The 26,707-nt window shown below is 68.1% G+C and carries 21 protein-coding genes; 13 read left to right on the forward strand and 8 right to left on the reverse strand.

All coding sequences use genetic code 11. The features are described from left to right. Positions 1 to 30 precede the first annotated feature (30 nt). The gene (locus tag KXD98_RS06035) at positions 31 to 1,125 is read left to right on the forward strand and encodes an AbrB family transcriptional regulator (protein WP_260765011.1); all 1,095 of its coding nucleotides are present in this window, start codon (positions 31 to 33) and stop codon (positions 1,123 to 1,125) included. On the opposite strand, the gene KXD98_RS06040 is transcribed toward KXD98_RS06035, so the two are convergent. Further along, complete coding sequence (locus tag KXD98_RS06040) at positions 1,071 to 1,910, reverse strand: purine-nucleoside phosphorylase (RefSeq protein ID WP_396882535.1); 840 nt, start codon at positions 1,908 to 1,910, stop codon at positions 1,071 to 1,073. The genes KXD98_RS06035 and KXD98_RS06040 overlap by 55 nt on opposite strands. Between KXD98_RS06040 and KXD98_RS06045 the strand changes: the two genes are divergently transcribed. Then, positions 1,909 to 3,087 (forward strand): M20 family metallopeptidase, encoded by a 1,179-nt coding sequence (locus KXD98_RS06045; protein ID WP_260762422.1) that lies wholly within the window; start codon positions 1,909 to 1,911, stop codon positions 3,085 to 3,087. The genes KXD98_RS06040 and KXD98_RS06045 overlap by 2 nt on opposite strands. Beyond that, the gene (locus KXD98_RS06050; RefSeq protein WP_260762424.1) at positions 3,084 to 4,253 is read left to right on the forward strand and encodes a M20 family metallopeptidase; all 1,170 of its coding nucleotides are present in this window, start codon (positions 3,084 to 3,086) and stop codon (positions 4,251 to 4,253) included. The genes KXD98_RS06045 and KXD98_RS06050 overlap by 4 nt, the downstream gene beginning before the upstream one ends. 19 nt (positions 4,254 to 4,272) lie before the next feature. Here KXD98_RS06050 and KXD98_RS06055 read toward each other — a convergent pair whose 3' ends face one another. Next, positions 4,273 to 5,019 carry a hypothetical protein gene (locus KXD98_RS06055; RefSeq protein ID WP_260762426.1) on the reverse strand — a complete coding sequence of 249 codons (747 nt, stop codon included), beginning with the start codon at positions 5,017 to 5,019 and terminating at the stop codon, positions 4,273 to 4,275. Between the two features lie 278 nt (positions 5,020 to 5,297). Between KXD98_RS06055 and KXD98_RS06060 the strand changes: the two genes are divergently transcribed. Further along, on the forward strand, positions 5,298 to 8,153 hold the full coding sequence (locus KXD98_RS06060; RefSeq protein ID WP_260762427.1) for an RND family transporter: 2,856 nt from the start codon (positions 5,298 to 5,300) through the stop codon (positions 8,151 to 8,153). Between the two features lie 18 nt (positions 8,154 to 8,171). Here KXD98_RS06060 and KXD98_RS06065 read toward each other — a convergent pair whose 3' ends face one another. Continuing rightward, entirely contained in the window at positions 8,172 to 8,810 is a 639-nt protein-coding gene (locus KXD98_RS06065; RefSeq protein ID WP_260762429.1) for an SDR family oxidoreductase, read from the reverse strand. Between the two features lie 115 nt (positions 8,811 to 8,925). Then, positions 8,926 to 9,402: a gamma-glutamylcyclotransferase gene (locus KXD98_RS06070; protein ID WP_260762432.1), complete on the reverse strand. Its 477-nt coding sequence runs from the start codon at positions 9,400 to 9,402 to the stop codon at positions 8,926 to 8,928. 55 nt (positions 9,403 to 9,457) lie between these two features. Between KXD98_RS06070 and KXD98_RS06075 the strand changes: the two genes are divergently transcribed. The 5 genes from KXD98_RS06075 to KXD98_RS06095 all read left to right on the forward strand — a co-directional run bounded on the left by KXD98_RS06075 (position 9,458) and on the right by KXD98_RS06095 (position 15,080). After that, the gene (locus KXD98_RS06075) at positions 9,458 to 10,873 is read left to right on the forward strand and encodes an NAD(P)H-quinone dehydrogenase (protein ID WP_260762434.1); all 1,416 of its coding nucleotides are present in this window, start codon (positions 9,458 to 9,460) and stop codon (positions 10,871 to 10,873) included. A 156-nt stretch (positions 10,874 to 11,029) separates the two neighbouring features. Continuing rightward, complete coding sequence (gene glpD / locus KXD98_RS06080; RefSeq protein ID WP_260762438.1) at positions 11,030 to 12,760, forward strand: glycerol-3-phosphate dehydrogenase; 1,731 nt, start codon at positions 11,030 to 11,032, stop codon at positions 12,758 to 12,760. After that, positions 12,757 to 13,620 (forward strand): pseudouridine synthase, encoded by an 864-nt coding sequence (locus KXD98_RS06085; RefSeq protein WP_260762441.1) that lies wholly within the window; start codon positions 12,757 to 12,759, stop codon positions 13,618 to 13,620. The genes glpD and KXD98_RS06085 overlap by 4 nt, the downstream gene beginning before the upstream one ends. A gap of 344 nt (positions 13,621 to 13,964) precedes the next feature. Then, positions 13,965 to 14,309, forward strand: a complete 345-nt coding sequence (locus KXD98_RS28405; protein ID WP_313901271.1) for an RNA-binding protein — start codon at positions 13,965 to 13,967, stop codon at positions 14,307 to 14,309. Continuing rightward, a complete protein-coding gene (locus tag KXD98_RS06095; protein WP_260762443.1) occupies positions 14,310 to 15,080 on the forward strand; it encodes an SDR family NAD(P)-dependent oxidoreductase in 771 nt (256 codons plus the stop codon). Positions 15,081 to 15,156: 76 nt separating this feature from the next. Here KXD98_RS06095 and KXD98_RS06100 read toward each other — a convergent pair whose 3' ends face one another. Together KXD98_RS06100 and KXD98_RS06105 are read right to left on the reverse strand one after the other, a co-directional pair. After that, a complete protein-coding gene (locus tag KXD98_RS06100; RefSeq protein WP_260762445.1) occupies positions 15,157 to 15,936 on the reverse strand; it encodes an enoyl-CoA hydratase/isomerase family protein in 780 nt (259 codons plus the stop codon). 9 nt (positions 15,937 to 15,945) lie between these two features. Then, positions 15,946 to 16,638, reverse strand: a complete 693-nt coding sequence (locus KXD98_RS06105) for a TetR family transcriptional regulator (protein WP_260762447.1) — start codon at positions 16,636 to 16,638, stop codon at positions 15,946 to 15,948. A 213-nt stretch (positions 16,639 to 16,851) separates the two neighbouring features. Here KXD98_RS06105 and KXD98_RS06110 point away from each other — a divergent pair, with 213 nt between their 5' ends. The 4 genes from KXD98_RS06110 (at position 16,852) to KXD98_RS06125 (ending at position 21,324) form a co-directional block, all read left to right on the forward strand. Then, positions 16,852 to 17,907, forward strand: a complete 1,056-nt coding sequence (locus KXD98_RS06110) for a ferredoxin reductase (RefSeq protein ID WP_260762448.1) — start codon at positions 16,852 to 16,854, stop codon at positions 17,905 to 17,907. Between the two features lie 43 nt (positions 17,908 to 17,950). After that, the gene (locus tag KXD98_RS06115) at positions 17,951 to 19,090 is read left to right on the forward strand and encodes an acyl-CoA desaturase (RefSeq protein ID WP_260762451.1); all 1,140 of its coding nucleotides are present in this window, start codon (positions 17,951 to 17,953) and stop codon (positions 19,088 to 19,090) included. A 99-nt stretch (positions 19,091 to 19,189) separates the two neighbouring features. Beyond that, on the forward strand, positions 19,190 to 19,615 hold the full coding sequence (locus KXD98_RS06120) for a hypothetical protein (RefSeq protein ID WP_260762452.1): 426 nt from the start codon (positions 19,190 to 19,192) through the stop codon (positions 19,613 to 19,615). Positions 19,616 to 19,728: 113 nt separating this feature from the next. Next, the gene (locus KXD98_RS06125; RefSeq protein ID WP_396882544.1) at positions 19,729 to 21,324 is read left to right on the forward strand and encodes a phospholipase D-like domain-containing protein; all 1,596 of its coding nucleotides are present in this window, start codon (positions 19,729 to 19,731) and stop codon (positions 21,322 to 21,324) included. Between the two features lie 10 nt (positions 21,325 to 21,334). Here the strand turns inward: KXD98_RS06125 and nei2 are convergent, their stop codons facing one another. Together nei2 and KXD98_RS06135 are read right to left on the reverse strand one after the other, a co-directional pair. Continuing rightward, positions 21,335 to 22,087, reverse strand: a complete 753-nt coding sequence (nei2, locus tag KXD98_RS06130; RefSeq protein ID WP_260762456.1) for an endonuclease VIII Nei2 — start codon at positions 22,085 to 22,087, stop codon at positions 21,335 to 21,337. Next, positions 22,087 to 26,613: an ATP-dependent helicase gene (locus KXD98_RS06135; protein ID WP_260762458.1), complete on the reverse strand. Its 4,527-nt coding sequence runs from the start codon at positions 26,611 to 26,613 to the stop codon at positions 22,087 to 22,089. The genes nei2 and KXD98_RS06135 overlap by 1 nt, the downstream gene beginning before the upstream one ends. Between the last annotated feature and the right edge of the window lie 94 nt (positions 26,614 to 26,707).

A 26,707-nucleotide genomic window follows, 5' to 3' on the forward strand; every position in this document is an offset into this window, starting at 1 on the left:
CCCGCCGGGTATTCAGGACGGGTGCGCTGGTTGCTGAGGTGGGCGGTGCTGACGGGAGTGACGGTCGCGGCCGGCGTCGGGCTGACGCTGCTCGGGGTGCCGTCGGCGCTGTTGTTCGCCGCGTTGGTGGTGGGTATCGGGTTCGCGCTGATGTCGCGCACCCCGGCTACCGTCGCGCGCCCGTTCGGGCTGGCGGCGCAGGGCGTGTTGGGTGTCTACATCGGCACGATGGTCGAACCCGACGCACTGTCCACGCTGGGCGCGGATTGGCCGATTGTGCTCGCGGTGGCGGTCGCGACGCTGGCACTGAGCATGATCGCCGGTGTGCTGCTGGGCCTACACCGCGACGTCACCCCGCTGACCGGCGCGCTGGCTCTGGTCGCCGGCGGCGCATCGGGGCTGGTGGCCATTGCCCGAGAACTCGGCGGCGACGACCGGGTGGTCGCCGTCGTGCAGTATCTGCGGGTCGCGTTGATCACCGCGTCGATGCCGGTCGTCGTCATGCTGATCTATCGCGCCGACACGTCCCCGCCGGCCGCCGCCGGTCCGCAGCAGACCACCCCCTGGTATCTGAGCCTGCTGATGCTGGCCGCTCTGGTGCTGGTCGGGGGTTTCCTGGCCCGCAGGATCCGGCTTCCCGGCGCTGGACTGCTCGGCCCGCTGGCGTTGACGGTCGCGCTGGAGATCAGCGGCCTGTCCTTCGGGTTGAGCGTGCCGGTGCTGCTGGTGCAGACCGGCTACGTGCTGATCGGCTGGCAGGCCGGGCTGGCGTTCACCCGGGATTCGCTGCGCGCGGTGGGACGGCTGCTGCCGTTGGCGACGGTGCTGATCCTGGCGCTGGGTGCGGCGACCGCAGGCCTGGGCGTGGTACTGGCCAGGGTGGCCGACGTGTCGCTGCTGGAGGGATACCTGGCCACCAGCCCGGGCGGGGTCTACGCGGTGCTGGCCACCGCCGCCGAAACCGGCGCCAATGTCACGTTCGTCATCGCCGCGCAGGTGCTGCGCATCCTGCTGATGCTGTTCTGCGCGCCGCTGCTGGCCCGCGGGGTGGCCCGGCTGAGCCGACGGACTCAGAGCCGGGCGATCACCGACGACAACAACCCGCCCATCCGCGTCGCCGACTGACGGCCGGCTTCGAGCACCTCGGCGTGGCTGAGCGGCTCGCCGGTCATCCCGGCCGCCAGGTTGGTGACCAGCGAGACTCCGAGCACCTCGGCGCCGGCCTCGCGCGCGGCGATGGTCTCGTGCACCGTCGACATGCCGACCAGGTCGGCGCCCAGCGTGCGCAGCATCCGGATCTCGGCCGGCGTCTCGTACTGCGGGCCGGGCAGACCGGCGTACACACCGTCGGCCAGTGTCGGGTCGATCGCCCGGGCCACTGCGCGCAGCCGCGGGGAGTACGCGTCGACCATGTCGACGAACCGAGCGCCGACCAGCGGTGAACGGCCGGTGAGGTTGAGGTGGTCGCTGATCAGCACAGGCTGACCGACGTCGAGGTCGCCGCGCAGACCGCCCGCGGCGTTGGTCAGCACCACGGTGTGCACGCCGGTCGCGCAGGCGGTGCGCACCGGATGCACGACGTGGCCCAGATCATGGCCTTCGTAGGCGTGGATGCGGCCCAGCAGCACCAGCACTCGGTGCGCCCCGAGTCGCAGCGAGAGCACCTGGCCGCTGTGGCCCTGCGCGCTGGGCGGGCTGAAACCGGGCAGGTCGGCCATCGCGACCACCGCCGTCGGCTCACCGAGCTCAGACGCGGCCGGCGCCCAGCCCGAACCCAGCACGACGGCGACGTCGTGCTGCTCGACACCGGTGCGCTGCGCCAGCTCGGCGGCGGCGGCTTGCGCTGCGACTGCGTCCACGACGGGCAGCCTAGTTCGGCGTCGCTGCAGCAGTGAGATACTGGCGGCCATGCCCACCGCCACGTCGACTCGCGTCGAAGACGCCGTGTACCGGCGTCGTGGCGATCTGATCGAGCTCTCGCATGGCATCCACGCCGAGCCCGAGCTGGCCTTCGACGAGCACCGCAGCTGCGCCAAGACCCAGGCCCTGGTGGCCGAACGCGGCTTCGACATCACCGCTGGGGTGGCCGGCCTGGACACCGCCTTCCGCGCCGAGTTCGGTAGCGGCCCGCTGGTCGTCGGGATCTGCGCCGAGTACGACGCGTTGCCCGAAATCGGGCACGCCTGCGGGCACAACGTCATCGCCGCATCGGCGGTCGGTACCGCGCTGGCTTTGGCCGAGGTCGCCGACGAGCTCGGGCTGACGGTGGTGCTGTTGGGGACACCCGCCGAGGAGGCCGGCGGCGGCAAGGTGCTGATGCTGGAAGCCGGCGTGTTCGACGACGTCGCGACCACCGTGATGCTGCATCCCGGGCCGGTCGACATCGCCGCAGCCCGCTCGCTGGCGCTCTCGGAGGTCACGATCCGCTACACCGGCCGGGAGTCGCACGCCGCGGTCGCGCCGTATCTGGGGGTCAACGCCGCCGACGCGGTCACCGTCGCGCAGGTGGCGATCGGTCTGCTGCGCCAGCAGCTGGCGCCCGGCCAGATGGTGCACGGCATCGTCACCGACGGCGGGCAGGCCGCCAACGTGATCCCGGCGCGCGCCGAGCTGCGCTACACGATGCGCGCGACGCAGTCGGAGTCGTTGCGGGAGTTGGAATCTCGAATGGCCGGCTGTTTCGCCGCGGGTGCGGTGGCGACCGGTTGCGAGCACGCCGTCACCGAGGTCGCGCCGGCGTATGCGGAGCTGGCCCCCGATGAGTGGTTGTCGGCGACGGTGCACGCGGAGATGACCCGGTTGGGGCGGTGCCCGCTGCCGGCCGAGGTGGCGGCCTCGCTGCCGCTGGGTAGTACCGACATGGGCAATGTCACCCAGATGATGCCCGGCATCCACCCGGTGATCGGCGTGGATTCCGGTGGCGCGTCGATCCATCAGCCGGAGTTCGCGGCCGCGGCGGTGTCGGCGAGCGCGGACCTCGCGGTGGCCGAGGGGGCGGTGATGCTGGCCCGCACGGTGGTGGCGCTGGCCGAGAGTCCCGAGCAGCGCGACCGCGTGCTCGAACAGCAGGATCGGCGGGTCTCATGAGCGTGTTGGCCCACGCGGCGGCGCGCTGGCTGTCGGCCCACTACGACGAGATGGTCGGGTGGCGCCGGCACCTGCATCAGCATCCCGAGCTGGGGCGCCAGGAGTTCCAGACGACGCAGTTCGTCGCCTCCCGGCTGGCCGAGGCCGGGTTGAACCCGAAGGTGCTGCCCGGCGGCACCGGTCTGACCTGCGATTTCGGGCCCGAGCACGGACCGCGGGTGGCGTTGCGCGCCGACATGGACGCGCTGCCGATGGACGAGCGGACCGGGGCGCCGTACTCGTCGCTGGTGCCGGGGGTGTCGCATGCCTGCGGGCACGATGCGCACACCGCGGTGCTGCTGGGCGCGGCGTTGGCGATGGCCTCGGCGCCGGAGTTGCCGGTCGGGGTGCGGCTGCTGTTCCAGGCCGCCGAGGAGCTGATGCCCGGCGGGGCGCTGGACGCGATCGCTGCCGGCGCGCTGACGGGCGTATCGCGGATCTTCGCGCTGCACTGTGATCCGCGGCTGGCGGTCGGCAAGGTCGCGGTGCGGCCCGGGCCGATCACCTCGGCGGCCGATCAGATCGAGGTGACGCTGCATTCGCCCGGCGGGCACACCTCGCGTCCGCACCTGACCGGTGACCTGGTCTATGGGTTGGGCACGCTGATCACCGGGGTGCCCGGGGTGCTGTCGCGGCGTATCGACCCGCGCAACAGCACCGTGATGGTGTGGGGTGCGGTCAATGCCGGGGTGGCCGCCAATGCGATCCCGCAGACCGGCACGGTGGCCGGAACCATCCGCACCGCCAGCCGCGATACCTGGCTGACGTTGGAAGACATTGTGCGCGAAACGGTTTCGTCACTGCTGGCACCGCTGGGGATGGAGCACAACGTCCTGTACCGGCGCGGGGTGCCGCCAGTGGTCAACGAAGAGGTGTCTACGCGCATCCTCACCCACGCTATCGAAGCGATCGGCCCGGACGTGCTGGCCGACACCCGGCAATCCGGTGGGGGAGAAGACTTTTCGTGGTATCTCGAGGAGGTTCCGGGCGCGATGGCGCGGCTGGGCGTGTGGAGCGGTCGGGGCCCGCAGCTCGACCTGCACCAGCCGACCTTCGACCTCGACGAGCGCGCGCTCGGTGTCGGGGTGCGGCTGCTGGTCAACATCATCGACCACGCTTCAGGCTGACACGGGCGCTTCCCCCCCCTTAGTTGTTCGTGAGATCTCTTCCCCAAGCCGCTCCCGCGGGCTCGGCCAAGAAGCACCAAGCGTTGGGCGAGCACGCGCTCTTCACTGTCACCACCTGTCCAACCTTCAACTCGCCGATGACCACGGCGTCACCGTCGTCGTTGGATTTGTCGTAGAGGCGGGTATCGGCGTTCACCGTGGCTGTCAGCGCGTCCGGTGTTGTCGCTGGCGTGGGTGAAGGCGCTGGGGATGCAGAAGGCGGTGCCGCGGCGGGGACGCAATGGAACTTGGCTTTCGAGGACCAGGTGTTGACAGCACCTTCGCTGTTTTTGGCGGTGCCTCGGGCAGTGAGGTCATCGTCGATGTAACCGTCCCAGTGGGTTGTCAAGCCGTTGTTCCAGGTGAAATCGATGGTGATGTTGCGGCCACTGATTCGTCCGACGGCGGTACCGTTGGTCCACACCCCACTTCCGTTCTGCGTGTATCCGGCGTTACCGGAGAAGAAGTCGCCAGACTTGTCGACCACCACCGTCACGTTGTTGTTCTGCGCGACCTCCATCGCAGGGCTGTTGTAGGAGTAGCCACTGCATGCGGGTGCCAGGGGAAATTGCGGTAGCGCGTGGGCTGCCGGTGCTCCGAGGGGCGACGCCGCAGCTAGAGCTGCTACCGCAAATCCATTGAAAAGAAGTCCTTTTAATCGCCGACGGTCAGGATCTGACGGGATCGTCGCGCGCTCACGAACCGTGCGCTGCAATGACTCGAGCATGACATCTCCTGTCGTCGCGATTGGCCACTCCGAACCATCACGATGGCACTCGAGTCCGCGTCGAAGAAATAGGGTGTTTCCCTACCTCGCCATGTATGTCGCCGGCCCCCTTCCTGGGCTCACATACGGCCCGGGACTGTAACCCGGGTCACTCGCGACCGAGCGGGGTTGTCTCAACTTGATCAATTGGCTAGTCTATCTCAGTAATTCTTGACCCTCTATCGTCGAAGGCGTCTGCAGCGTAACGACTTTCGGGTAAACCTCAGGAGGAGTCGCTGGTGGACGGGCACGAACGGCCGCACTTCTACGGCATCGCCCGCTTCATTCGCCTGGCTTCGCTGCCCGTCGTCCTGATCTGGGTCGGGATCGCGGTTTTCCTCAACGTCGTGGTGCCCCAGCTCGAAGAGGTCGGCAAGCTGCGGTCGGTGTCGATGAGCCCCGACGACGCGCCGTCGGTCATCTCGATGCTGCGCATTGGGGAGGTCTTCGAAGAGTACGAGTCCAACAGCTCGGCGATGATCGTGCTCGAAGGCGAGCAGCCACTCGGCGAGGAAGCCCGCGCGTACTACGCCGACCTGATCACCGACCTAGAAGCCGACACCCGCCACGTCGAGCACGTACAGGACCTCTGGAGCGATCCGTTGACCGCGGCCGGCGCGCAGAGCGCGGACGGCAGGGCCACCTATTTCCAGGTCTACCTCGCCGGTAACCAGGGTGAGGCGCTGGCCAACGAGTCGGTGCGCGCGGTCCAGGATCTGGTGGAGGCCAGCCAGCCGCCCGACGGGGTGGCGGCCTTTGTCACCGGACCGTCGGCATTGGCGGCCGAACAGGAGGATGCCGGCAACGAGAGCCTGCGGATGGTCGAGGCGCTGACGTTCCTGGTCATCACGATCATGCTGCTGTTGTTCTTCCGCTCGATCCTGACCACGCTGGTGATCCTGGTGATGGTCGGGCTGAGCCTGATGGTCGTGCGCGGCACGGTGTCGTTCCTGGGTTTCTACGAGATCATCGGGCTCTCGACGTTTGCAACCAGCTTGCTGGTCACGCTGGCCATCGCGATCGCGGTGGACTATGCGATCTTCCTGATCGGCCGCTACCAGGAGGCCAGGGGCAAGGGTGCCTCCACCGAAGAGGCCTACTACACGATGTTCGGCGGCACCGCGCACGTCATCGTCGGTTCCGGTCTGACCATCGCCGGTGCGACGTTCTGCCTGAGCTTCACCCGGCTGCCGTATTTCAACAGCCTCGGGGTGCCGTTGGCGTTGGGCATGCTGGTGCTGATCGCGGTAGCGCTGACCTTCGGTCCGGCGGTGGTCACCATCGCCAGCCGGTTCGGTCTGCTGGAGCCCAAGCGCGCGATGCGGGTGCGCGGGTGGCGCAAGATCGGCGCGGCCACCGTGCGCTGGCCGGGCGCTGTCCTGGTGGCCAGCATCGCGGTGTCGCTGATCGGCCTGCTCGCCCTGCCCGGCTACCAGACCAGCTACAACGACCGCATCTATCTGCCCGACGACATCGAGTCCAGCATCGGCTACGCAGCTGCCGAGCGGCACTTCTCGCCGGCGCGGCTCAACCCCGAGGTGCTGATGGTCGAGACCGATCGGGACCTGCGCAATTCGGCCGACTTCCTCGTCATCGAGAAGATCGCCAAGGAGCTGTTCGCGGTGGAGGGCATCGGCCGGGTGCAGACCATCACCCGCCCGGATGGCACACCGATCAAGAGCACCTCGATCCCGTACATGATGAGCCGGCAGGGCGGCACCCAGGATCTGAATCAGAAGTACATGTCCGACCGGATGGCCGACATGCTGGTGCAGGCCGACGAGCTGCAGACCACCATCAACACGATGCAGGAGATGCAGTCGTTGATGACGCAGATGTCGGAGGTCACCATCAGCATGGTGGCCAAGACCAAGACGATGGCCGACAACGTCACCGACCTGCGCGACAACATCGCCAACCTCGACGATTTCCTGCGGCCGCTGCGCAACTACTTCTACTGGGAACCGCACTGCTTCAACATCCCGGTGTGCTGGTCGATCCGTTCGATCTTCGACCTCATCGACGGCACCAACCTGTTGACCGACAACATCCAGGAGCTCGTTCCCGACCTCGAGCGTCTCGCGCGGTTGATGCCGGAGTTGATCGCGCTGATGCCGCAGCAGATCGAGTCGATGCAGTCCCAGCGCACCATGATGCTGACGATGTATCAGACCCAGAACGGGCAACTGGAACAGATGGCGGCGCTGCGCGAGGACGCCACTGCGATGGGCGACGCGTTCAACGACGCGTGGAACGCCGATTCGTTCTACCTGCCGCCGGAGGCCTTCGACAACGCCGACTTCCAGCGCGGGATCGAGCAGTTCATCTCACCCAACGGTGAGGCGGTGCGGTTCATCATCGCCCACGAGGGAGACCCGTTGTCCCCGGCGGGTATCGAGAAGATCGACGCGCTCAAGACCGCGGCCAAGGAGGCGGTCAAGGGCACTCCGCTGGAGGGGTCGACGATCTACCTCGGCGGCACCGCGGCCACCTTCAAGGACATGGCCGACGGCACCCGGTATGACTTGCTGATCGCCGGAATCGCCGCGATCGGGCTGATTTTCGTCATCATGCTGATCCTGACGCGCGCGATCGTCGCGGCCGCGGTGATCGTCGGCACGGTGGTGCTGTCGCTGGGTGCGTCGTTCGGGTTGTCGGTGCTGGTGTGGCAACACCTGATCGGCATCGAACTGCACTGGATGGTGTTGCCGATGGCGGTGATCATCCTGTTGGCCGTCGGCGCGGACTACAACCTGCTGGTGGTGGCGCGCCTGAAAGAGGAGATCCATGCCGGGGTGAACACCGGCCTGATCCGCACGATGGGTGGCAGCGGGTCGGTGGTGACCGCGGCGGGCATGGTGTTCGCGCTGACCATGATGACGATGGCGGTCAGCGATCTGACCATCATCGGTCAGGTGGGTACGACCATCGGCATGGGTCTGATCTTCGACACGTTGGTGATCCGGTCGTTCATGACGCCGTCGCTGGCGGCGCTGCTGGGCCGCTGGTTCTGGTGGCCACAGCGGGTCCGGCCGCGGCCGGTGCCGTCGCCCTGGCCGCCACCAGTGGCGCGCGCCGACGCCCCAGCCGGGTAGCCGGGTAGCCGGGTAGGTTCAGGCGGCGCTGCCGACGTAGACGATGCCGGACGGGTGGGCGGTGGTGGCCGCGTTGACGACGGCCGCCGCGACGTCGGCGGCGCCGGTGATCTCGGCTGACACCACCGTCACGCTGATTCCGGCGTGCGCGAGATCCGATCGCATGGCGTAGAGCGCGGTTTCGCCGGCCCGCTGGCTGGCGGCGATGCCGGCGAAACCTTTGGGCACCGCCTTGTAGGGATAGAAGTGGGCCTGGTGGCTGGTGACGAACACGATCCGGGCGCCGGACGGCATCAACGGCATCGCCAGGGTGGCCAGCCGCCGCTGCGCCTGGCCGTGCGCGCGGGCCCGGGTGTCGCTGAGTGTGTGCAGACCGCCGGCGGGATGCAGGATGAGGGTGTCCAGTCGTCCGAAGCGGGCCCGCACGGTCTCGATCATCGCGGTGACAGCGAAGTCGTCGGCGACGTCGGTGTCAATGCTCGAGGCGTGGCCTCCGGCCTCGCGGATGCTGCCGGCGATGCTCTCGGCGCGGTCGGCGGCACCGCGATGGTTGAGCACGACGTGGACATCCGGGTCGGCGAGCTGGCGGGCGACGTCAGCTCCGAGGCGACCGTCGGCACCGGTGACAAGGACGATCCGCTGAGGTGACGTGCGCATGGCGGGTTCCTTTCCGTGACCGTCGGCGGTGACGAGCACTCGGAAACCACCGTACACCCTCTTTAAGAAAAGTAAGAGAAACGTAAGGTCACAGTAAGGCGGTGAATGGGTCGCGCTACGTCGACCCCGGGCCGACGTTCTTGGCCGGCCGGGTACGGATGTCGTGCACGTAATCGGCTGGGGCACCGGCGATTTCGGCGGCATCGGCCATCACGCCCAGGTAGCGCGCCGACGGCAGCCCACCCTCCCAGGCGTCGACCACATACAGCCAGGCCAGCACCGGATCGGTGTCGGTGTCCGACGACAGGCGCTCCACCCGGCACCGGATCTTCTTGTGGAAGCCCAGCTCGGAACCCTCCCAGCGGTCGAGGTTCTCCTCGTCTTCCTTGGTCATGTCGTAGAGCACCACGAACACCTTGGAGGTGGGGTCCTGCACGACGGTGGCCAGCGCACCCTCCCAGCTGATGTCCTCACCGCCGAAGGTCAGCCGCCAGCCGTGCAGCCAGCCGGTTCCGGCCATCGGGGAATGCGGGGCCCGCTGCAGCATTTGCTCGGGATGCATATTCGATCCGTAGGCGGCGTAGATCGGCACGCGAGAAGCTTAATCACATCGGCGGCGCGGCAGGTCGTCAAGATAGGTTGTAGCGGTGGTAACGCGCATCGTGATCATCGGTGGAGGACCAGCGGGTTACGAAGCGGCGCTGGTGGCCGCCGCGCACGGTCGCGATGTCACCCAGGTGACGGTCATCGATTCCGACGGGCTCGGTGGCAACTGCGTGCTCTACGACTGCGTGCCGTCCAAGACGCTGATCGCCTCGACCGGAGTACGCACCGAGCTGCGCCGCGCCGGCGGTCTCGGCTTCGACATCACCCTCGACGATGCGCCGATCTCGCTGGTGCAGATCAACAATCGGGTCAAGACGTTGGCCGCGTCGCAGTCCGCCGACATCGGCAGTCAACTGCTCAACCAGGGCGTGACGATCCTCGGTGGGCACGGCGAGCTGGTCGACGATGTGGCCGGGATGGCCAGTCACCGGGTCAAAGTGACCACCCACGACGGCAAGGTCGGTGTGCTCAAGGCCGACGTGGTGCTGATCGCGACCGGAGCCAGTCCGCGGGTGCTGCCCAACGCCGAGCCCGACGGCGAGCGGATCCTGACCTGGCGTCAGGTCTATGACCTCAAGGAGTTGCCCGAGCACCTGGTGATCGTCGGATCCGGGGTGACCGGCGCGGAGTTCTGCAACGCCTACACCGAGCTCGGGGTGGACGTCACCGTGGTCGCCAGCCGCGACCAGATCCTGCCGCACGAGGACTCCGACGCCGCCGCAGTGCTCGAGCAGGTGTTCGCCGAGCGTGGGGTCACCCTGGTCAAGAATGCCCGCGCGCAGTCGGTGACCCGGACCGAGCGCGGGGTGACGGTGACGATGACCGACGGCCGCACCGTCGACGGCAGCCACGCGTTGATCACCGTCGGCTCGGTGCCCAACACCGCCAAGCTGGGCCTGGAGCGGGTGGGTGTCGAGCTCAAGCCGGGCGGCTACATCCCCGTCGACCGGGTCTCGCGCACCCCGGCCTCGGGCATCTATGCCGCCGGCGACTGCACGGGTCTGCTGCCGCTGGCCTCGGTGGCCGCCATGCAGGGCCGTATCGCGATGTACCACGCGCTGGGCGAGGGGGTGTCGCCGATCCGGCTGCGCACGGTCGCCTCGGCGACCTTCACCCGACCCGAGATCGCCGCGGTCGGCATCCCGCAGTCGGCGATCGACGACGGCAGTGTGCCGGCCCGCACGCTGATGCTGCCGCTGAACACCAATGCCCGGGCCAAGATGAGCCTGCTCCGACACGGTTTCGTCAAGATCTTCTGCCGGCCCGCCACCGGCGTGGTGATCGGCGGCGTGGTGGTCGCGCCGATCGCCTCGGAGCTGATCCTGCCGATCGCGCTGGCGGTGCAGAACCGCATTTCGGTGACCGATCTAGCCCAGACGCTGTCGGTGTATCCGTCGCTGTCCGGCTCGATCGTGGAGGCCGCGCGCCGTCTGATGGCCCACGACGACCTGGACTGACTGTTCTGCCGTTGAGTCTGCGCTGGTGGTGGGGGTCTCTCGCACTTTTGCGCCGTGAGCGCAATCTCAACGCGCCCGGCGGGCTGCGCAGCCCAGCATCGGCACAGAGCGGCACGTAGGCTGGGCAAGTACTGACCGGTAACAAGGGAGTACTGCGTGGCTCAGCCAGAGCGGGAATCGAAACTTCAGCCCGAACAGCGCCGACGTGCCTGGGAGCGGCTGGGTAGCGAACAGTTCGACGTGGTTGTCATCGGTGGTGGAGTGGTCGGCGCCGGCGCGGCCCTGGACGCGGCCACCAGGGGCCTCAAGGTCGCCCTGGTCGAGGCCCGCGACTTCGCCTCGGGAACATCGAGCCGCAGCAGCAAGATGTTCCACGGCGGTCTGCGCTACCTCGAGCAGCTCGAATTCGGACTGGTGCGTGAGGCGCTGCATGAGCGCGAGCTGTCGTTGACGACGCTGGCTCCGCACCTGGTCAAACCGCTGCCGTTCCTGTTCCCGCTGACCAACCGGCTCTGGGAGCGGCCCTACATTGCTGCGGGCATTCTGCTCTACGATCAGCTCGGCGGTGCGAAATCGGTTCCGCCGCAGAAGCATCTGACCCGCGCCGGAGCGTTGCGCCTGTCGCCCGGGCTGCGGCGCAGCTCGCTGGTCGGCGGAATCCGTTACTACGACACCGTCGTCGACGATGCCCGGCACACCATGACGGTGGCGCGCACCGCGGCGCACTACGGCGCGGTGGTGCGCACCTCGACGCAGGTGGTGGCGCTGCTGCGGGAGGGTGACCGGGTCACCGGGGTGCGGGTGCGCGACTCCGAAGACGGCACGGTCACCGAGGTGCGCGGCCACGTCGTGGTCAACGCGACCGGGGTCTGGACCGACGAGATCCAGGCCTTGTCCAAGCAACGCGGCCGGTTCCGGGTGCGCGCGTCCAAGGGCGTACACATCGTGGTGCCACGCGACCGCATCGTCAGCGAGGTCGCGATCATCCTGCGCACCGACAGCTCGGTGCTGTTCGTGATCCCGTGGGGCACGCACTGGATCATCGGGACCACCGATACCGACTGGAATCTCGACCTGGCCCATCCCGCGGCGACCAAGGCCGACATCGACTATCTGCTGGGTCAGGTCAACAGAGTGCTGGCGACGCCGTTGACCCACGAGGACATCGACGGCGTGTATGCCGGCCTGCGACCGCTGCTGGCCGGGGAAAGCGAGGAGACCTCGAAGCTCTCCCGCGAGCACGCGGTCGCGGTGCCCGCCCCGGGCCTGGTCGCGATCGCCGGCGGTAAATACACCACCTACCGGGTGATGGGCGAGGACGCCATCGACGCGGCAGCGGAGTTCATCCCGACCCGGGTGGCGCCGTCGATCACCGAGAAGGTGCCGCTGATGGGTGCCGACGGATACTTCGCGCTGGTGAACCAAACCCAAAGCGTCGGAAAGGAATACAACCTGCACCCGTACAGGGTTCGGCACCTGCTGGACCGCTACGGATCGTTGATCGGCGAGGTGCTGGCGATGGCCGAGAAGCGCCCGGAACTGCTGGACCCGATCACCGAGGCGCCGGTGTATCTGAAGGTGGAGGCGGCCTATGCGGCTGCGGCCGAGGGAGCGCTGCATCTGGAGGACATCCTGGCCCGACGGATGCGGATCTCGATCGAGTACCCGCACCGCGGGGTGGACTGCGCCCGCGAGGTCGCCGAAGTCGTTGCGCCGTTCCTGAATTGGGGCGACGAGGACATCGACCGCGAGGTCGAAACCTATTGCGCGCGGGTCGACGCCGAGGTGCGCAGCCAGCAGCAACCCGATGACGAGTCCGCCGACGCGTTGCGGGTCGCCGCGCCGGAGGCGCGGTCGGAGATCCTCGAACCGGTGCCGCTGAATTGAGGCCCCCTCCGCTGCCGGTGCGTGACGGGCTGGGCCCGTCCCGGGTGCGGCTGCGCGGCGGGTCGGTGCTGGTCGAGATGGCCGACCGGTTCGGCGAGGCGGCTGCGCAAAAGGTGCTGGCCGGTGAGGTGTTCACCGCCGATGGGGTCGTGGTGACGGCTGCGACGGTGCTCGCGCCCGGCACCCATGTCTACCTGTACCGCGAGATTCACGACGAGGTCCCCGTCCCGTTCGACATTCCGGTGCTCTACCGCGACGACAACATCGTCGTCGTCGACAAGCCGCACTTCCTGGCGACGATGCCGCGCGGACGCCATGTCACCCAGACCGCGACGGTGCGGTTGCGCCGGGAGCTGGATCTGCCGGAACTGAGCCCGGCGCACCGATTGGACCGGTTGACCGCAGGGGTGTTGGTGTTCACCACCCATCGTCAGGTGCGCGGGGCTTATCAGACGCTGTTCGCCCAAGGAAGCGTGCGCAAGACGTATCTGGCCCGCGCGGGCGTCCGCGCGGATCTGACGTTCCCGCTGACGCTGCGCAGCCGGATCATCAAGCAGCGTGGGCAGTTACAGGCAATGCAGGTGCCGGGCGAGCCGAACGCCTCGACGCTCCTCGAGCACCACGGCGACGGACTGTACCGACTGACGCCGCACACCGGCCGCACCCACCAGCTGCGCGTGCACATGAACGCGCTGGGGCTGCCGATCTTCGGTGACCCGCTGTATCCGCACGTGATCGATGTCGCGGCCGACGACTTCAGCGCGCCGCTGCACCTGCTGGCCCAGAGTCTGGAATTCGTTGACCCGTTGACGGGTTTACCGCGGAGCTTTCTCAGCCGGCGCGAGCTGCCCAGCGGATAGGTGTGCGCTCAGATCGCAATTCCCCTCGGTCTTCCATTGCGATCTGAACGCACACCGTGGGCGTCGGGTCTCGACGCCCACGGAGCCGAACCTACGACATCCTGGCAGGCGTGCACCGGTAATTGTTGATTCCGTAATTAGTTACCGTTCGACGCGTATTTGCCGTTCTGACGTGCGGTTATCACCGCGAAGGGCCGTAACTGTCCGGCCTCCCAGTACCAATTGTCGTCGACGTCGATTACTGGCAAACCCGGTTGCCTTCGGAACCAGAGCGGTACTGGGTTTCAACGGCGCGGGTGCGCCGGGACTGCAACAATGACGGGGTTGTCGGCACGAAGGAGACGATGTTGGGCAAGTTCCTGCTCGCCGCGCTGATCATCGGCGGCGCGTTCGCTCCGGCTGTGGGCGTGGCTCCGCAGGCCCAGGCCGCGGTGTGCGGCTCGGTCGGTGGTGTGCACGTCAGCGTCAGCGGCTGCGCAGACCCGTTGTACGAACTCAACGACGTGCTGCCCCCGCCGCCGCCTCCGCCGCCACCTCCGCCACCACCACCGCCGCCGGGTGCGCCGCCACCGCCACCGCCGCCGCCACCACCACCTCCACCGCCTCCGCCGGTGTATTACGACCGCACCCCGAACGTGGATGTGTGCGCCAACGTCGGGCGCCGTATCAGCGTGAGTGGCTGCATCTAGATGGATCGGAGTGCTTTCGACCGGCTCTTCGACATGACCGGTCGCACGGTTGTGGTGACCGGAGGTACCCGCGGGATCGGATTCGCGTTGGCGCAGGGGTACCTGCTGGCCGGCGCCCGGGTGGTGGTTGCCAGTCGCAAGGCCGACGCCTGCGAGCAGGCAGCCCGCCAGTTGCGCGAACTCGGCGGTGAGGCGATCGGGGTCCCCACCCATCTCGGGGACGTCGATGCGCTGGGGCAGTTGGTGTCGCGCACTGTCGACGAGTTCGGTGGCCTCGACGTGTTGGTCAACAACGCGGCCAATCCGCTGGCGCAGCCGTTCGGGCAGATGACCGTCGACGGGCTGACGAAGTCTTTTGAGGTCAACCTGCGCGGGCCGGTGATGCTGGTGCAGGAGGCGCTGCCGCACCTGCGCGCCAGCGAGCATGCCGCCGTGCTGAACGTGGTCTCGATCGGGGCGTTCATCTTCGCGCCGATGTTGGCGATCTACGCATCGATGAAGGCAGCCATGATGTCGTTCACCCGGTCGATGGCCGCCGAGTTCGTCCAGCACGGCATCCGGGTCAACGCACTGGCCCCCGGTCCGGTCGACACCGACATGATGCGCAAGAACCCGCAGGAGGCCATCGACGGCATGGTCGGTGGGACGCTGCTGGGCCGTTTGGCCACCGCCGACGAAATGGTCGGCGCGGCACTGCTGTTGACCTCCGATGCGGGCAGCTACATCACCGGTCAGGTGATCATGGTCGACGGCGGCGGCACCCCGCGGTAAGACTCTGCCTCTCTCGCCGGTTGTGCTCTGGGGGCGGGATTTTCGCGATTTCTCCGCCCCGGGCGCACGCTCGGAGTCAGTTCTTCCGCAGGATCTTGGCGGCGGCTTCGGCCATTTCACCGCTGGTCGAGGACAGGATCTGGCTGCGGTTCTCCAGGTGCAGCGCGGCCTCCAGGCTGGACGCTTCCAGATTCGCCCACAGTACCTGCTTGGTTGACTCGACTCCGAATTTGCCGTAGCTGCACAATGTTTCGGCGATCTCCACAGCCGAGTCCACCGGGTCCTGCACCACCCGCGAGACCAGGCCGAGGTGCAGCGCCTCGTCGGCGTCGATCGCGCGTGCGGTCAGGATCAGGTCGAACGCCGGGCCCGCGCCGATGATGCGCGGCAGCGTGTAGCTGACCCCGATGTCACAGCCGCCCAAGCCGAGCTTGATGAACTGCGTGCAGAACCGCGCCGACGGTCCGGCCACCCGCAGGTCGCAGGCCGCGGCGATGCCCAGTCCACCGCCGTAGGCGACGCCGTTGACCGCTGCGATCACCGGCTGACGCAGTCGGTGGATCTTGGCGGTGAGCTCGGCGATGCGCTCCTGCCAGCGCATGCCCGACCGCGGGAATTCGGTGCCGCCGCCACTTTCGGCGGGGTTGGGGGCGCTCAGATCCAGCCCGGAGCAGAAGCCGCGCCCTGCTCCGGTCAGCACCACGACCCGGCAGGTGTTGTCGGCGCCGAGCTCGTCGAGCGCTCGGTGCAACTCCTCGACCAGCTGAAAGGACAAGGCATTGAGCTTGTCTGGCCGGTTCAGGGTCAGCACTGCGATATCGGACCGAGGGTGGGTGACTTCGAGGACGGACGACATGTCCGTACGTTAACCGCTGCGCCAGCCCGCCACGCCGACAGTGATCATGCGTAGTTGCTTGATCGCGACACTTCTGATCTGGTCGAGTGTGGCCTGGTCGTGGGCATCCTCGATGGCTTCGGCGATCACGATCATCGAGTTCACGAACAGTGAGGCAAGGACGTTGAGGTCCTCACCGCTCCACGTGTTCAACTCCGGAAAACGGGCCAGGTCGATGGCCAGTTCTGAGGTGATCAAGCGGATCTCGGTACGAATCGCATAGCGCACGACCGACACCCCGCTGTTGCGTTCGCGGCCGATGAACAGCCAGTGTTCGCGTCGTTCGTTGACGCCGTCGATCAGGATGTCCACGCTCGACTCGATGACGCGCTTGGGGTCCAGCTTGCCGGCCCGCGCACCGCGCAGCATGTCGCGCAGGCTGCGAAAGGACTCGTCGATGAGGACCAGCCCCAGGGCTTCCATGCTGTCGAAGTGGCGGTAGAAGGCAGCCGGGACGATGCCGGCCTCCCGGGTCACCTCGCGCAGGCTCAGGGCGGAGAAACTGCGTTCTTCAAGCAGCCGGAGCGCCGCGGCGATGATCGCCTGACGGGTGGCCTGCTTGCGCTCCTCGCGACTCGGCTGGTCGCGGGTGCTGCGGGAGCGTGATCTCTCGGGGCGACTGGATCGCGACCGTTCGACCCGCGGGCGATGCGTGCTGGCCACCTGTCGAGCGTACAGCCGTTTACCCAAACGCCCGCGCAAGGGCAGGCCACGACGCCGGTCCCGTGGGTGATCGTCGAAGACCGGTAATGCGAACTGACCGGTACGGACCTGCAGAGGTGCACATCAGCGCACAATTGTTCACCCAATGTGAAGGCTGCCACACCTGCGGTTGCACCCCTTGACGCGGGCCCGAAACCGGCGCACGGTGTACACATGTTCACTGAAAGTCTGACCAAGAAGGTGCGTCGGTCCGCCTTGCTGGACCTGCTGACCGGTCCGCACGGCGTCGACCGCTACACCGAGCTGGTCGACCCCACCTGGACGCGCGGCGACGCGCGTGCCCGGGTGGTGGCGGTCCGACGCGCGACGCCTCGCAGCGTCACGCTGACGCTGGCGCCGAACCGGGCCTTCACCGGATTCCGCGCCGGTCAGCACATCAACTTGTCGGTCGAGATCGACGGCCGCCGGCGCACCCGGCCGTACTCGCCGGCCAACGCCGAGTCCCACGGGCACATCGAGCTGACCATCGGGCACCACGACGGGGGTTTGGTCTCCACCCACCTCGTCGAACACGCCCGCCCCGGCATGATCGTCCATCTCGACTCCGTTGCCGGCGACTTCGTTCTCCCGGAGTCCGCGCCGAAGAAACTGCTGCTGGTCTCCGGCGGCAGCGGCATCACACCGGTCATGTCGATGCTGCGCACCCTGCGGGCGCGCGGGCACCGCGGCGAGGTCGTCTTCGTGCACTACGCCCGGTCGGCCCACGAGGCCTGCTACCGCGACGAACTCGCCGAGATCGCCGCGAGGATGCCCAACGTGACGGTGCGCCATGGTTATTCGCGCGAGACGGACGGCTCGGATCTGCACGGACGCTTCTGCGCCGAGCACGCCGGCATCGCCGATCCGGACGCGGTGTACGTGTGCGGGCCGCCGAGCCTGGCCGATGCGGTGCGCGAGGTGTTCCCCGACGCACAGTCCGAAAGCTTCGTGCCGCCGGTGTTCGACGGTGAATCGACCGGCGGGCGCGTCACTTTCGCCGCCAGCGGATTCGACGTCGTCGATGACGGCCGCCCGCTGCTCAATCAGGCCGAAGACGCCGGTCTGACCCCGGAAAGCGGATGCCGCATGGGCATCTGCTTCTCCTGCACCCGTCGCAAGTCCAGCGGCATCGTCCGCAACGTCGTCACCGGAGCGGTGTCCTCACCGGACGCCGAGGACGTGCAGATCTGCGTCTCTGCCCCGGTCGGCGACGTCGAACTCGACCTCTGATCCCGCACTGATCCCGCAACCACCATCTGGAAGGGAGCCACCCATGACCACCACCATCGAGCCGACCACCACCCCCACCGAGCCGGCCGCCACGGATCCGACGGCCCGGACGCTGACCAAGACGGTCGCCGGCAAGACGATCACGCTGACGCCCGAGCAGGCTGAGGCCTTTGGAAAAGAGCTGGATGCGCTCAAGGAGAGCGTCATCGCCGACCTCGGTGAGCGCGACGCCACCTACATCCGCCGGATGATCAAGGCGCAGCGCGGACTCGAGATCGGCGGCCGGGCCTTGCTGTTCGGCGGGATCATCCCGCCGTTCTGGCTGGCCGGCACCGCGATGCTGTCCCTGTCGAAGATCATCGACAACATGGAGATCGGCCACAACGTCATGCACGGCCAGTACGACTGGATGAATGACCCGGCGATCTCCAGCAAGGGATTCGAGTGGGACAACGCCTGCCCGGGTGACCAGTGGCGGCACTCGCACAACTACATGCACCACACCTACACCAACATCGTCGGTCTGGACCGCGACATCGGCTACGGCATCTTGCGGATGAGTTCCGACCAGAAGTGGCGGCCCTACTACCTGGGCAACCCGGTCTATGCGTTCCTGCTGATGGTGCTGTTCCAGTACGGCGTCGCGCTGCACGAGATGGAGAGCGAGAAGATCGCCGCCGGTGAGATCACGCTGACCGACAAGCGCGAGATCCTGCAGGGAATCTGGGCCAAGACCAAGAAGCAGACACTGAAGGACTACGTCGCCTTTCCGCTGCTGGCGTGTCCGTTCGCGCCGTGGGTGTTCGCCGGCAACATGACCGCGAACCTGGTGCGCAATGTGTGGTCCTACATGGTGATCTTCTGCGGGCACTTTCCCGAGGATGTCCAGGAGTTCTCCATCGAGGAGACCAAGGCTGAGACGCGTGGGCAGTGGTACTTCCGCCAGATCCTCGGTTCGGCGAACCTCACCGGTGGTCCGTTGTTCCACATCCTGACCGGCAACCTGTCGTTCCAGATCGAACACCACCTGTTCCCGGACATCCCGGCGTTCCGGCACGCGGAGATCGCCCCCAAGGTGCGCGAGATCTGCGAACGCTATGGCGTGCCCTACAACACCGGCCCGCTACCGCGGCAGTTCGCGACGGTGATCCGCAAGATCGTCAAGTTCGCCCTGCCGTTCTGACGTCGGCGGCCGGTCCGCCCGAAATAGGTAGGTCTTGTCGGAGCCGCTTCGACGTGCTGAGGTGTGCGAGGTCGGGTCTACGTCTCGGGAGGAATGTTCATGCGTGCTGCGATTGCGGCGATGACGGTGGTGGCTGCGGGTGCTCTCGGCGGTGCCGGAGTGGCCTGGGCCCAGCCCGCGACCCCGGGCGCAGGTGAGCTGACCTCGCAGCTGCGGGTGGTGCTCGATACCGGCGCGCCCAGCGCTGATCGGGCCGCCAAGCTCGCCGGCGGCCAGGCCGCGCTACCCACTGCCGACAACATCGCCAACCGGCTGAACTCCTACGGCGGTGTGGTGTCGTGGCAGGTGCAGAACCCGGTGCTCAACGGCGACCAGGTCGACGCCCAGCTGGCGGTCACGATCCCGATCTTCGGGACCAAGACCCACAACATCTACTGGGTCGAGCAGGGCGGCGCGTGGAAGCTGTCGAACCCGTCGGCCTGCGTGATCGCCAATGACGTCGCCGGGGTGGACTGCACCGTCTGATACTCCGGCGCACGTCCGCGTCACACTGGTAGTGGACGTGCGCAACGGCACCGCTGCGCGGGTGTGCGCATTCGGCGGCTGGCATCGTCCGATGAAGGACAGGTCAGGGCCGGATGGGAGGTCGAGCGGTGGCAGACCACGACGGTCGGCTGGTGGTGCCGGGGCAGACGGTCTGGCAGACGGCGCATGCGCCGCGGTTCAGCACGATCATCGACGGCGCCGACTACCTGGCCTACGTCAAGGCAGCGATGCTGCGCGCCCAGCGGCGCATCATGATCATCGGCTGGGACCTGGACTACCGGACGACGTTCGAGCCGGAGGGCGCGACGATGTCGGGGCCGAACTGGCTTGGGCTGTTTCTGCAGTGGCTGGTGTGGCGGGAGCGCCGCCTGCAGGTGTATCTGCTGAAGTCCAATCTGCGGCTGCTGCCCATTTTCGACGCGTTCTGGTTCGGTGCGGCGCCGGTGTCCTGGCTGAATCAGATCACCCCGAACCGGATGCACTTCGCGGTCGACGGCGCGCGGCCCACCGGTGCGGTGCACCACCAGAAGATCGTGGTCGTCGACGATGAGATCGCGTTCTGCGGGGGCATCGACCTGACGCTGGGGCGTTGGGACACCCGTGAGCACCCCGCCGAGGACCCGCGGCGGCAGTCGGTCGGCGACACCTACGGCCCCCGTCATGAGGTGGCGGTGGCCGTCGACGGTGACGCGGCCAAGGTGCTGGCCGAGCAGGCCCGCGACCGGTGGGCTGCGGCCACCGGCCGGAGGTTGCCGGCGGTCAGTGCTCGAGGTCAGGTGTGGCCGAACCGTCTCCCGGTGGTGTTGCGCGATGTCGAGATCGGGGTGGCGCGCACGATGCCGACGCTGTTCCAGCGCAGCGAGGTGCGGGAGGTCGAAGCCCTCAACCTCGCCGCGATCGCCGCCGCCCGCGACGTCATCTATCTGGAGAACCAGTATCTGGCGGCGCGCAGTCTGGCCGAGGCGCTCGCCGCCCGGCTCCGTGAGCCCGACGGCCCCGAGGTGGTGATCGTGCTGCCGCGCAGTTCGGAGAGCCGCTTGGAGCAGGAGTCGATGGACAGTGCCCGTCAACGGCTGCTGCGGCTGCTGTGGGAGGCCGATGAGCACGGCCGGCTCGGGGTGTACTGGCCGGCCGTCAAGGGCGGCGAGTCGGTCTACGTCCACTCCAAGATCTTGGTTGTCGACGACCGGATGCTGCGTGTCGGCTCGTCGAATCTGAACAACCGATCGTTGGGGTTCGACAGCGAATGCGATGTGGCGCTGGAGGCGCCCGACCGTGGGCGCGAGGACGTTCGACGCGAAATCATCTGGCTTCGCGATGATTTGGCTGCTGAGCACCTGGGGGTGCCCACCGTAGAGTTTCAGCAGGCGGTCGCTGAGCATGACTCGTTTCTGGGTGCGGTGGAGGCGCTGCGGGGCACCGGCCGCTCACTGCGCAAGTTCACCGAGTTCATGGTCTCGGCGGACGCGTCACCGTTCGCCGAGAACGATCTGATGGATCCCGGCCACGTCCCGCCGTCGATGACCGACAGCGTGCGTAGCCTCGCGGTCAACGTCATCACCTGGCCGCTGACCGACGCGGCGCCGTGGGTGTGGTCGCTGGCGCGTGGGTTGGTCCGTCTGATCGAGCCGGACGGCGGGGCGCCGCGTGCCGAGGAAGCCGATGTGGACGCCTATCCCGGCTCCTGACCGGCGCCGGTCACCGCTGACAAGTCGGGCACCAGAATGTGTTGCGGTCGCCGGTGCGGTCGCCGGAGATGGTGGTGCCGCAGCGTCGGCACGGTTTGCCGTCGCGACCGTAGACCCACACGTCCTGTCCGGCTCGGGTGTTTCCGGTGGTGGTGCGATTGATCCGTAACCTGTTGAGCCACAACATCTGCTGGGCGCGGCTGACCAGCCGAATCGGATCACCCACCTCGCCGACCGGGGTCGATGGTCGCAGCCCGAACACAAAACACAGCTCGTTGGCGTAGACGTTGCCGACACCCGCCATCACCTTCTGATCGAGCAGTGTCTCGGCCAGCGGCCGCGACGGCTCAGCCATCAGGTTCGCGGCGGCCACCTGCGCCGACCAGTCCGGTCCGAGCAGATCGGGCCCCAGGTGGGCGACAGCGGCCATGTCGATGGCCCGGTCGAGCACCTCCAGTACCCCGAGATCGACCCCCGACGCTCGGGTGTCGGCGGTTTCCAGCACGATGCGAATCTTGTAGGCCGGCGCCCGGACCCGACCGATCACCCATGCGCCGTCCATCTTCAGGTGGGAGTGGATGCTCGCCGCGCCCACCCGGATGAACAGATGCTTGCCGCGGCTGAGCACCTCGTCGACCACCTGACCGCTCAGGTCCACCGCCGCGTAGCGCGGCACCCGAATGTCGCAGCGGGTCAGCGTCCTTCCTTCCAGCGCTTCGCGCAGCGTCGCCGCGGCACGGAAGACAGTGTCGCCCTCGGGCATCAGCGCAGCCGCAGCCCGCGTGGCGTACGGGAGAACCCAGCGTGGACCAGCGCTTCGGCCACCAGCGAGCCACGCTGTTCGAGCACCGGTACCCCATCGATACGTTCCACCAGCAGCGCCGGAACCCGTTGCCGTGTCACAAGTTCGGCGACGGCGGCCGCTGCGGCATGGTGGGTGTGCGGGTCGGCGGTGAAACTCAGTAGCGACTTGCCGCCGCGCTCGACGAACCAGGCCAGCTCACCGTCGACAAGCACCACCAGCGCTCCTGCCTTGCGACCAGGCCGGTGGGCTTTGTCGGCGTCGGTGTCGCGGGTGGGCCACGGCAGTGCGGCGCCGTACGGGTTGGCCGGGTCGGTGGCGGCCAGCGCGATGGCGCGGTGGCTGTGCTGCTCGTCGTCGATGCTGTCGGCGTAGCTGCGCAGCCGGTCGACGGTGCTGGCGGTGGCGAACTGCGCCCCACCCAGTGATTCGACGAAATAGCCGCGCTGGCAACGTCCGGCGTCCTCCATGGTGGTCAGCACTTTGTACATCGAGGCGAACCCGCCGGCGATGTTCTCGGTGGCGACCGCGCCTTTGGTGAGCACGCCGTGACGGGCCAGCAGCTGATCAGCCTGATAGGTCGCCCGCACCGTGGTGTCCACCTCGGCGACGGGCAACAGCGACCATCGCCCTGCCACGGCAGGGTCGGTGTCGCGGTGCGCACCCAGGCTGGTGGAGCTGAGGCTGTAACGGCTCAGCCGCGGCGCACGCCGGTGCCGATGCGATGGTGCGGCAGCGCGCCGTGGGCCCGACGGGCGGGTTCCGGCCAGCAGTGCACGCACCGGCGCGAACGTGTCACCGCCGATGTGTCCGGCCCAGATCAACTGCCATAGCGCCGCTTTCAGTGATTCCGTGCTGACGCCGTCGACCGAAAGCTGCCGGAAGAAGTATGCCCCGCCGCCGCTGAGCGCATCGAGCAGCGCGCGGTGGGTCTCGGTCAGATCCAGCTCGCCGACGGCTGCCAGCGACAGCGGCGCGGTATCGGCCGGATGAAACGCCACCCAGCCATCAGCCGTCGACAGCGGCCCGACCCCGGACCACAGCACCTCACCGGCGGCCAGCAGCTCGTCGAGCATGCCCGGCTGATAGTCGCGCACGCGTTGGCCGAAGATCAACGGCTCCACGGCCGAGGCAGGTACCGGCACCCCGGCCAGCTGGTCGATCACCACGGCCAGCCCGTCGACTCCGGACACCGCGTCGCCGCCCAGCATCTGCCAGGCCGGCAGGAAGCGGCCCAGCGCCGCGGTGCTGACCGGTTCGATCTGGGCGCGCAGCGCCGCCAGCGATCGACGCCGCAGAATACGGAGCACCTCGACGTCACACCACTGTTCACCGGAATCGGCCGGCGCATCGCTGAATTCGCCGCGAATCAGCTTGCCGTCGGCGGCCAGCCGGCCCAGCACGTCGGCGGCCACCCGCACACCGAGCCCGAACCGGGTCGCCGCATCAGCAGTGGTGAAAGGCCCTCGGGTGCGGGCATACCGGGCCAGCAGCTCACCGAGCGGGTCCACCACCGGTTCCAGGAACGCCATCGGCACCCCGACCGGCACCGCCACACCGACACCGTCGCGTAGCCGGCCGATGTCTTCGACCGCGGCCCACCACGACTGCCCGCCGTAGGACACCGGCAGCGCCCGCTTGGCTGCCAGCAGGCCTTCCAGCCAGCCGCCGACGTCGTCGGCGTCGCAACGTTCCACGATTTCCGAAACCGTCAGCGGGCCCAGCAGCCGCAGCAGGTCGGCCACGCCTTCGGCATCGCGCGCGGCCCGCTCCGGTGTCAGATGCTGCAGCTGTCGGGTGGTCACCGCCATCACGTCGGCGTCGAGCAGCTCGCGCAGCTCCACCCGGCCCAGCAGTTCAGCCAACAGCGTGGGATCCAACGCCAGTGCCGCCGCGCGGCGTTCGGCCAGCGGGCTGTCGCCCTCATACATGAACGCGCCGACATAGCCGAACAGCAGCGACGCCGCGAACGGTGACGGTGTCGGTGTCTCGACCTCCAGGATGCGCACCCGGCGCTGGGCCACCCGTGACATCAGTTCGGTCAGCGTCGGTACGTCATAGACGTCCTGCAGGCATTCGCGCACCGCCTCGAGCACGATCGGGAAGTCGGGGTAATTGCGTGCCACATCGAGCAACTGGGCGGCGCGCTGGCGCTGGTGCCACAGTGGGGAGCGCTTCCCGGGATTGCGGCGCGGCAGCAACAGCGCCCGCGCCGCACACTCGCGGAACCGCGACGCGAACAACGCCGAGCTACTCACCTCGGCGGTGACCAGCGGCTCGATCTCGTCGGGTTCGAAGACGAAGATGTCGGCACCCGGGGCGGCGTCGTCGGTGTCGGGCAAGCGCACGATGATGCCGTCGTCGGAGGCAGTGGGTTTCTCGTCGATGCCGTAGCGCTCGTAGAGCCGCTTGCCGACGGCCAGCGCCAGCGGCCCGTGCACCCGCAACCCGTAGGGCGAATGCAGCAGCACCCGCCAGTCGCCGAGCTCGTCGCGGAAGCGCTCCACCACCAGCGTGGTGTCCGAGGGCACCGCGGTGGTTGCGTCGCGTTGCTCGGAGATCAGCTGCCACAGGTTGTCGATCGCGAAGGCGTCGAAACCAACCTGCTGACACCGTTGTTCGAACCCTGGACGGTCCAGCCGCGCCAGCTCGCCGGTGAACGCCCCGATCGCGGCGCCGAGTTCGGCGGGCCGGCCCACCCCGTCGCCGCGCCAGAACGGCAGCCGGGCCGGCTCTCCGGGGGCGGGCAGCACCAGCACCCGGTCGTGGGTGATCTCGGTGATGCGCCAACTCGTCGCGCCCAGCGAGATCACATCACCAGGGCGGGACTCGTACACCATCTCTTCGTCGAGTTCGCCGACCCGCGAGGGGGTTTCGGTGGCGAGGAAGACGGTGAACATCCCCCGGTCGGGGATCGCGCCGCCAGAGGTGACCGCCAGCCGTTGGGCGCCGGGCCGCGCGGTGAGCGTGCCGGCGTCGCGGTCGTAGACGATGCGCGGCCGCAGCTCGGCGAAGTCGGTCGACGGGTACTTGCCGCTGAGCAGGTCCAGGGTCGCCTCGAATGCACTGCGCGGCAGCGTCGCGAACGGGGCGCTGCGGCGCACCGTGTCGAACCAGGCATCGGCGTCGACGGTTTCCAGCGCGCACGCCGCGACCGTGTGCTGGGCCAGCACGTCGAGCGGGTTGGCCGGCACCTTCATGGTCTCGATCTGCCCGCCCAGCATCCGCTGCACGCTCACCGCGCACCCGATCAGGTCGGTGCGGTGTTTGGGCAGCAGCACTCCCTGGCTGATCTCTCCGACCTGGTGTCCGGCACGTCCGACCCGCTGCAGCCCACTGGCCACCGAGGGTGGCGTCTCGACCTGGATGACCAGATCCACCGAACCCATGTCGATGCCCAGCTCTAGACTCGACGTCGCCACCACGGCTTTGAGCCGACCACTCTTCAGCGCATCTTCGACCTCGGCGCGGGCCTCCTTGCTCACCGAGCCGTGATGCGCCCGGGCCAGCAGCGGTTCGGCCCCGCGGCTCTGGCCGCTGCCCATCAGATGTGCCGGCGCACCGCCGGCGACGGTCGGGTTGTGCGAACCCAGCTCGACGCCGAGGCGTTCGGCGTGAATCTCGTTGAGACGTGCGGTCAGCCGCTCGGCCAGCCGTCGGGAGTTGGCGAAGACGATCGAGCTGCTGTGCGCCTCGATCAGGTCGACGATGCGTTCCTCGACGTCGGGCCAGATCGAATTGTTCTCCAGATTGGCCATATCGGGCACCGGCACCTGCACGGTCAGGTCGAACGTCTTGGCCGCGGGCGGAGCGACCACCGTCGTCGGCGCCGACCCGGACAGGAACCGCGCCACCTCCTCGGGGGGCCGCACCGTGGCCGAGAGCCCGATGCGCTGCGCCGGCCGTTCCAGCAGCGCGTCGAGCCGTTCCAGCGACAACGCCAGATGCGCGCCGCGTTTGGTGGCGGCCACCGCGTGCACCTCGTCGACGATGACGGTCTGCACCCCGGTCAGCGTCTCGCGCGCCGCCGAGGTCAGCATCAAGAACAACGACTCCGGGGTGGTGATCAAGATGTCGGGCGGCTTACTGATCAGTTCCCGGCGCTTGGCCGGGGTGGTGTCGCCGGAGCGCACGCCGACGCTGATGGCCGGTGGGGCGACCCCGGTGCGCTCGGCGATGCGCGAGATTCCGGTCAGCGGTGTGCGCAAGTTGCGTTCGACGTCGACGGCCAGCGCTTTGAGCGGGGAGACGTAGAGCACCCGGGTGGTGGGTTTCGGGGCCGGGGTGCGGGCCAGCCCGTCGATGGCCCACAGGAACGCCGCCAGCGTCTTGCCCGACCCGGTGGGGGCGATGACCAGCGTGTTGTCCCCGTCGGCGATCGCCGACCAGGCTTGCGACTGCGCTGCGGTGGGCTCGACGAACGTGCCCGCGAACCACTCCCGGGTCAGCGCGCTGAACCGGGTCAGGGCACCGGCTGTCGACGACATGAGTCCATGGTGCCCGCCGGCACCGACAACGCCGTCGCACGTCATGATCGTTTCCTCCCGATATCGAGCATCGGTGCAGGTGAGCGCCTATAAT

This window comes from Mycobacterium sp. SMC-4 (assembly GCF_025263265.1).
In the GTDB taxonomy this organism is placed as follows: Bacteria; Actinomycetota; Actinomycetes; order Mycobacteriales; family Mycobacteriaceae; genus Mycobacterium.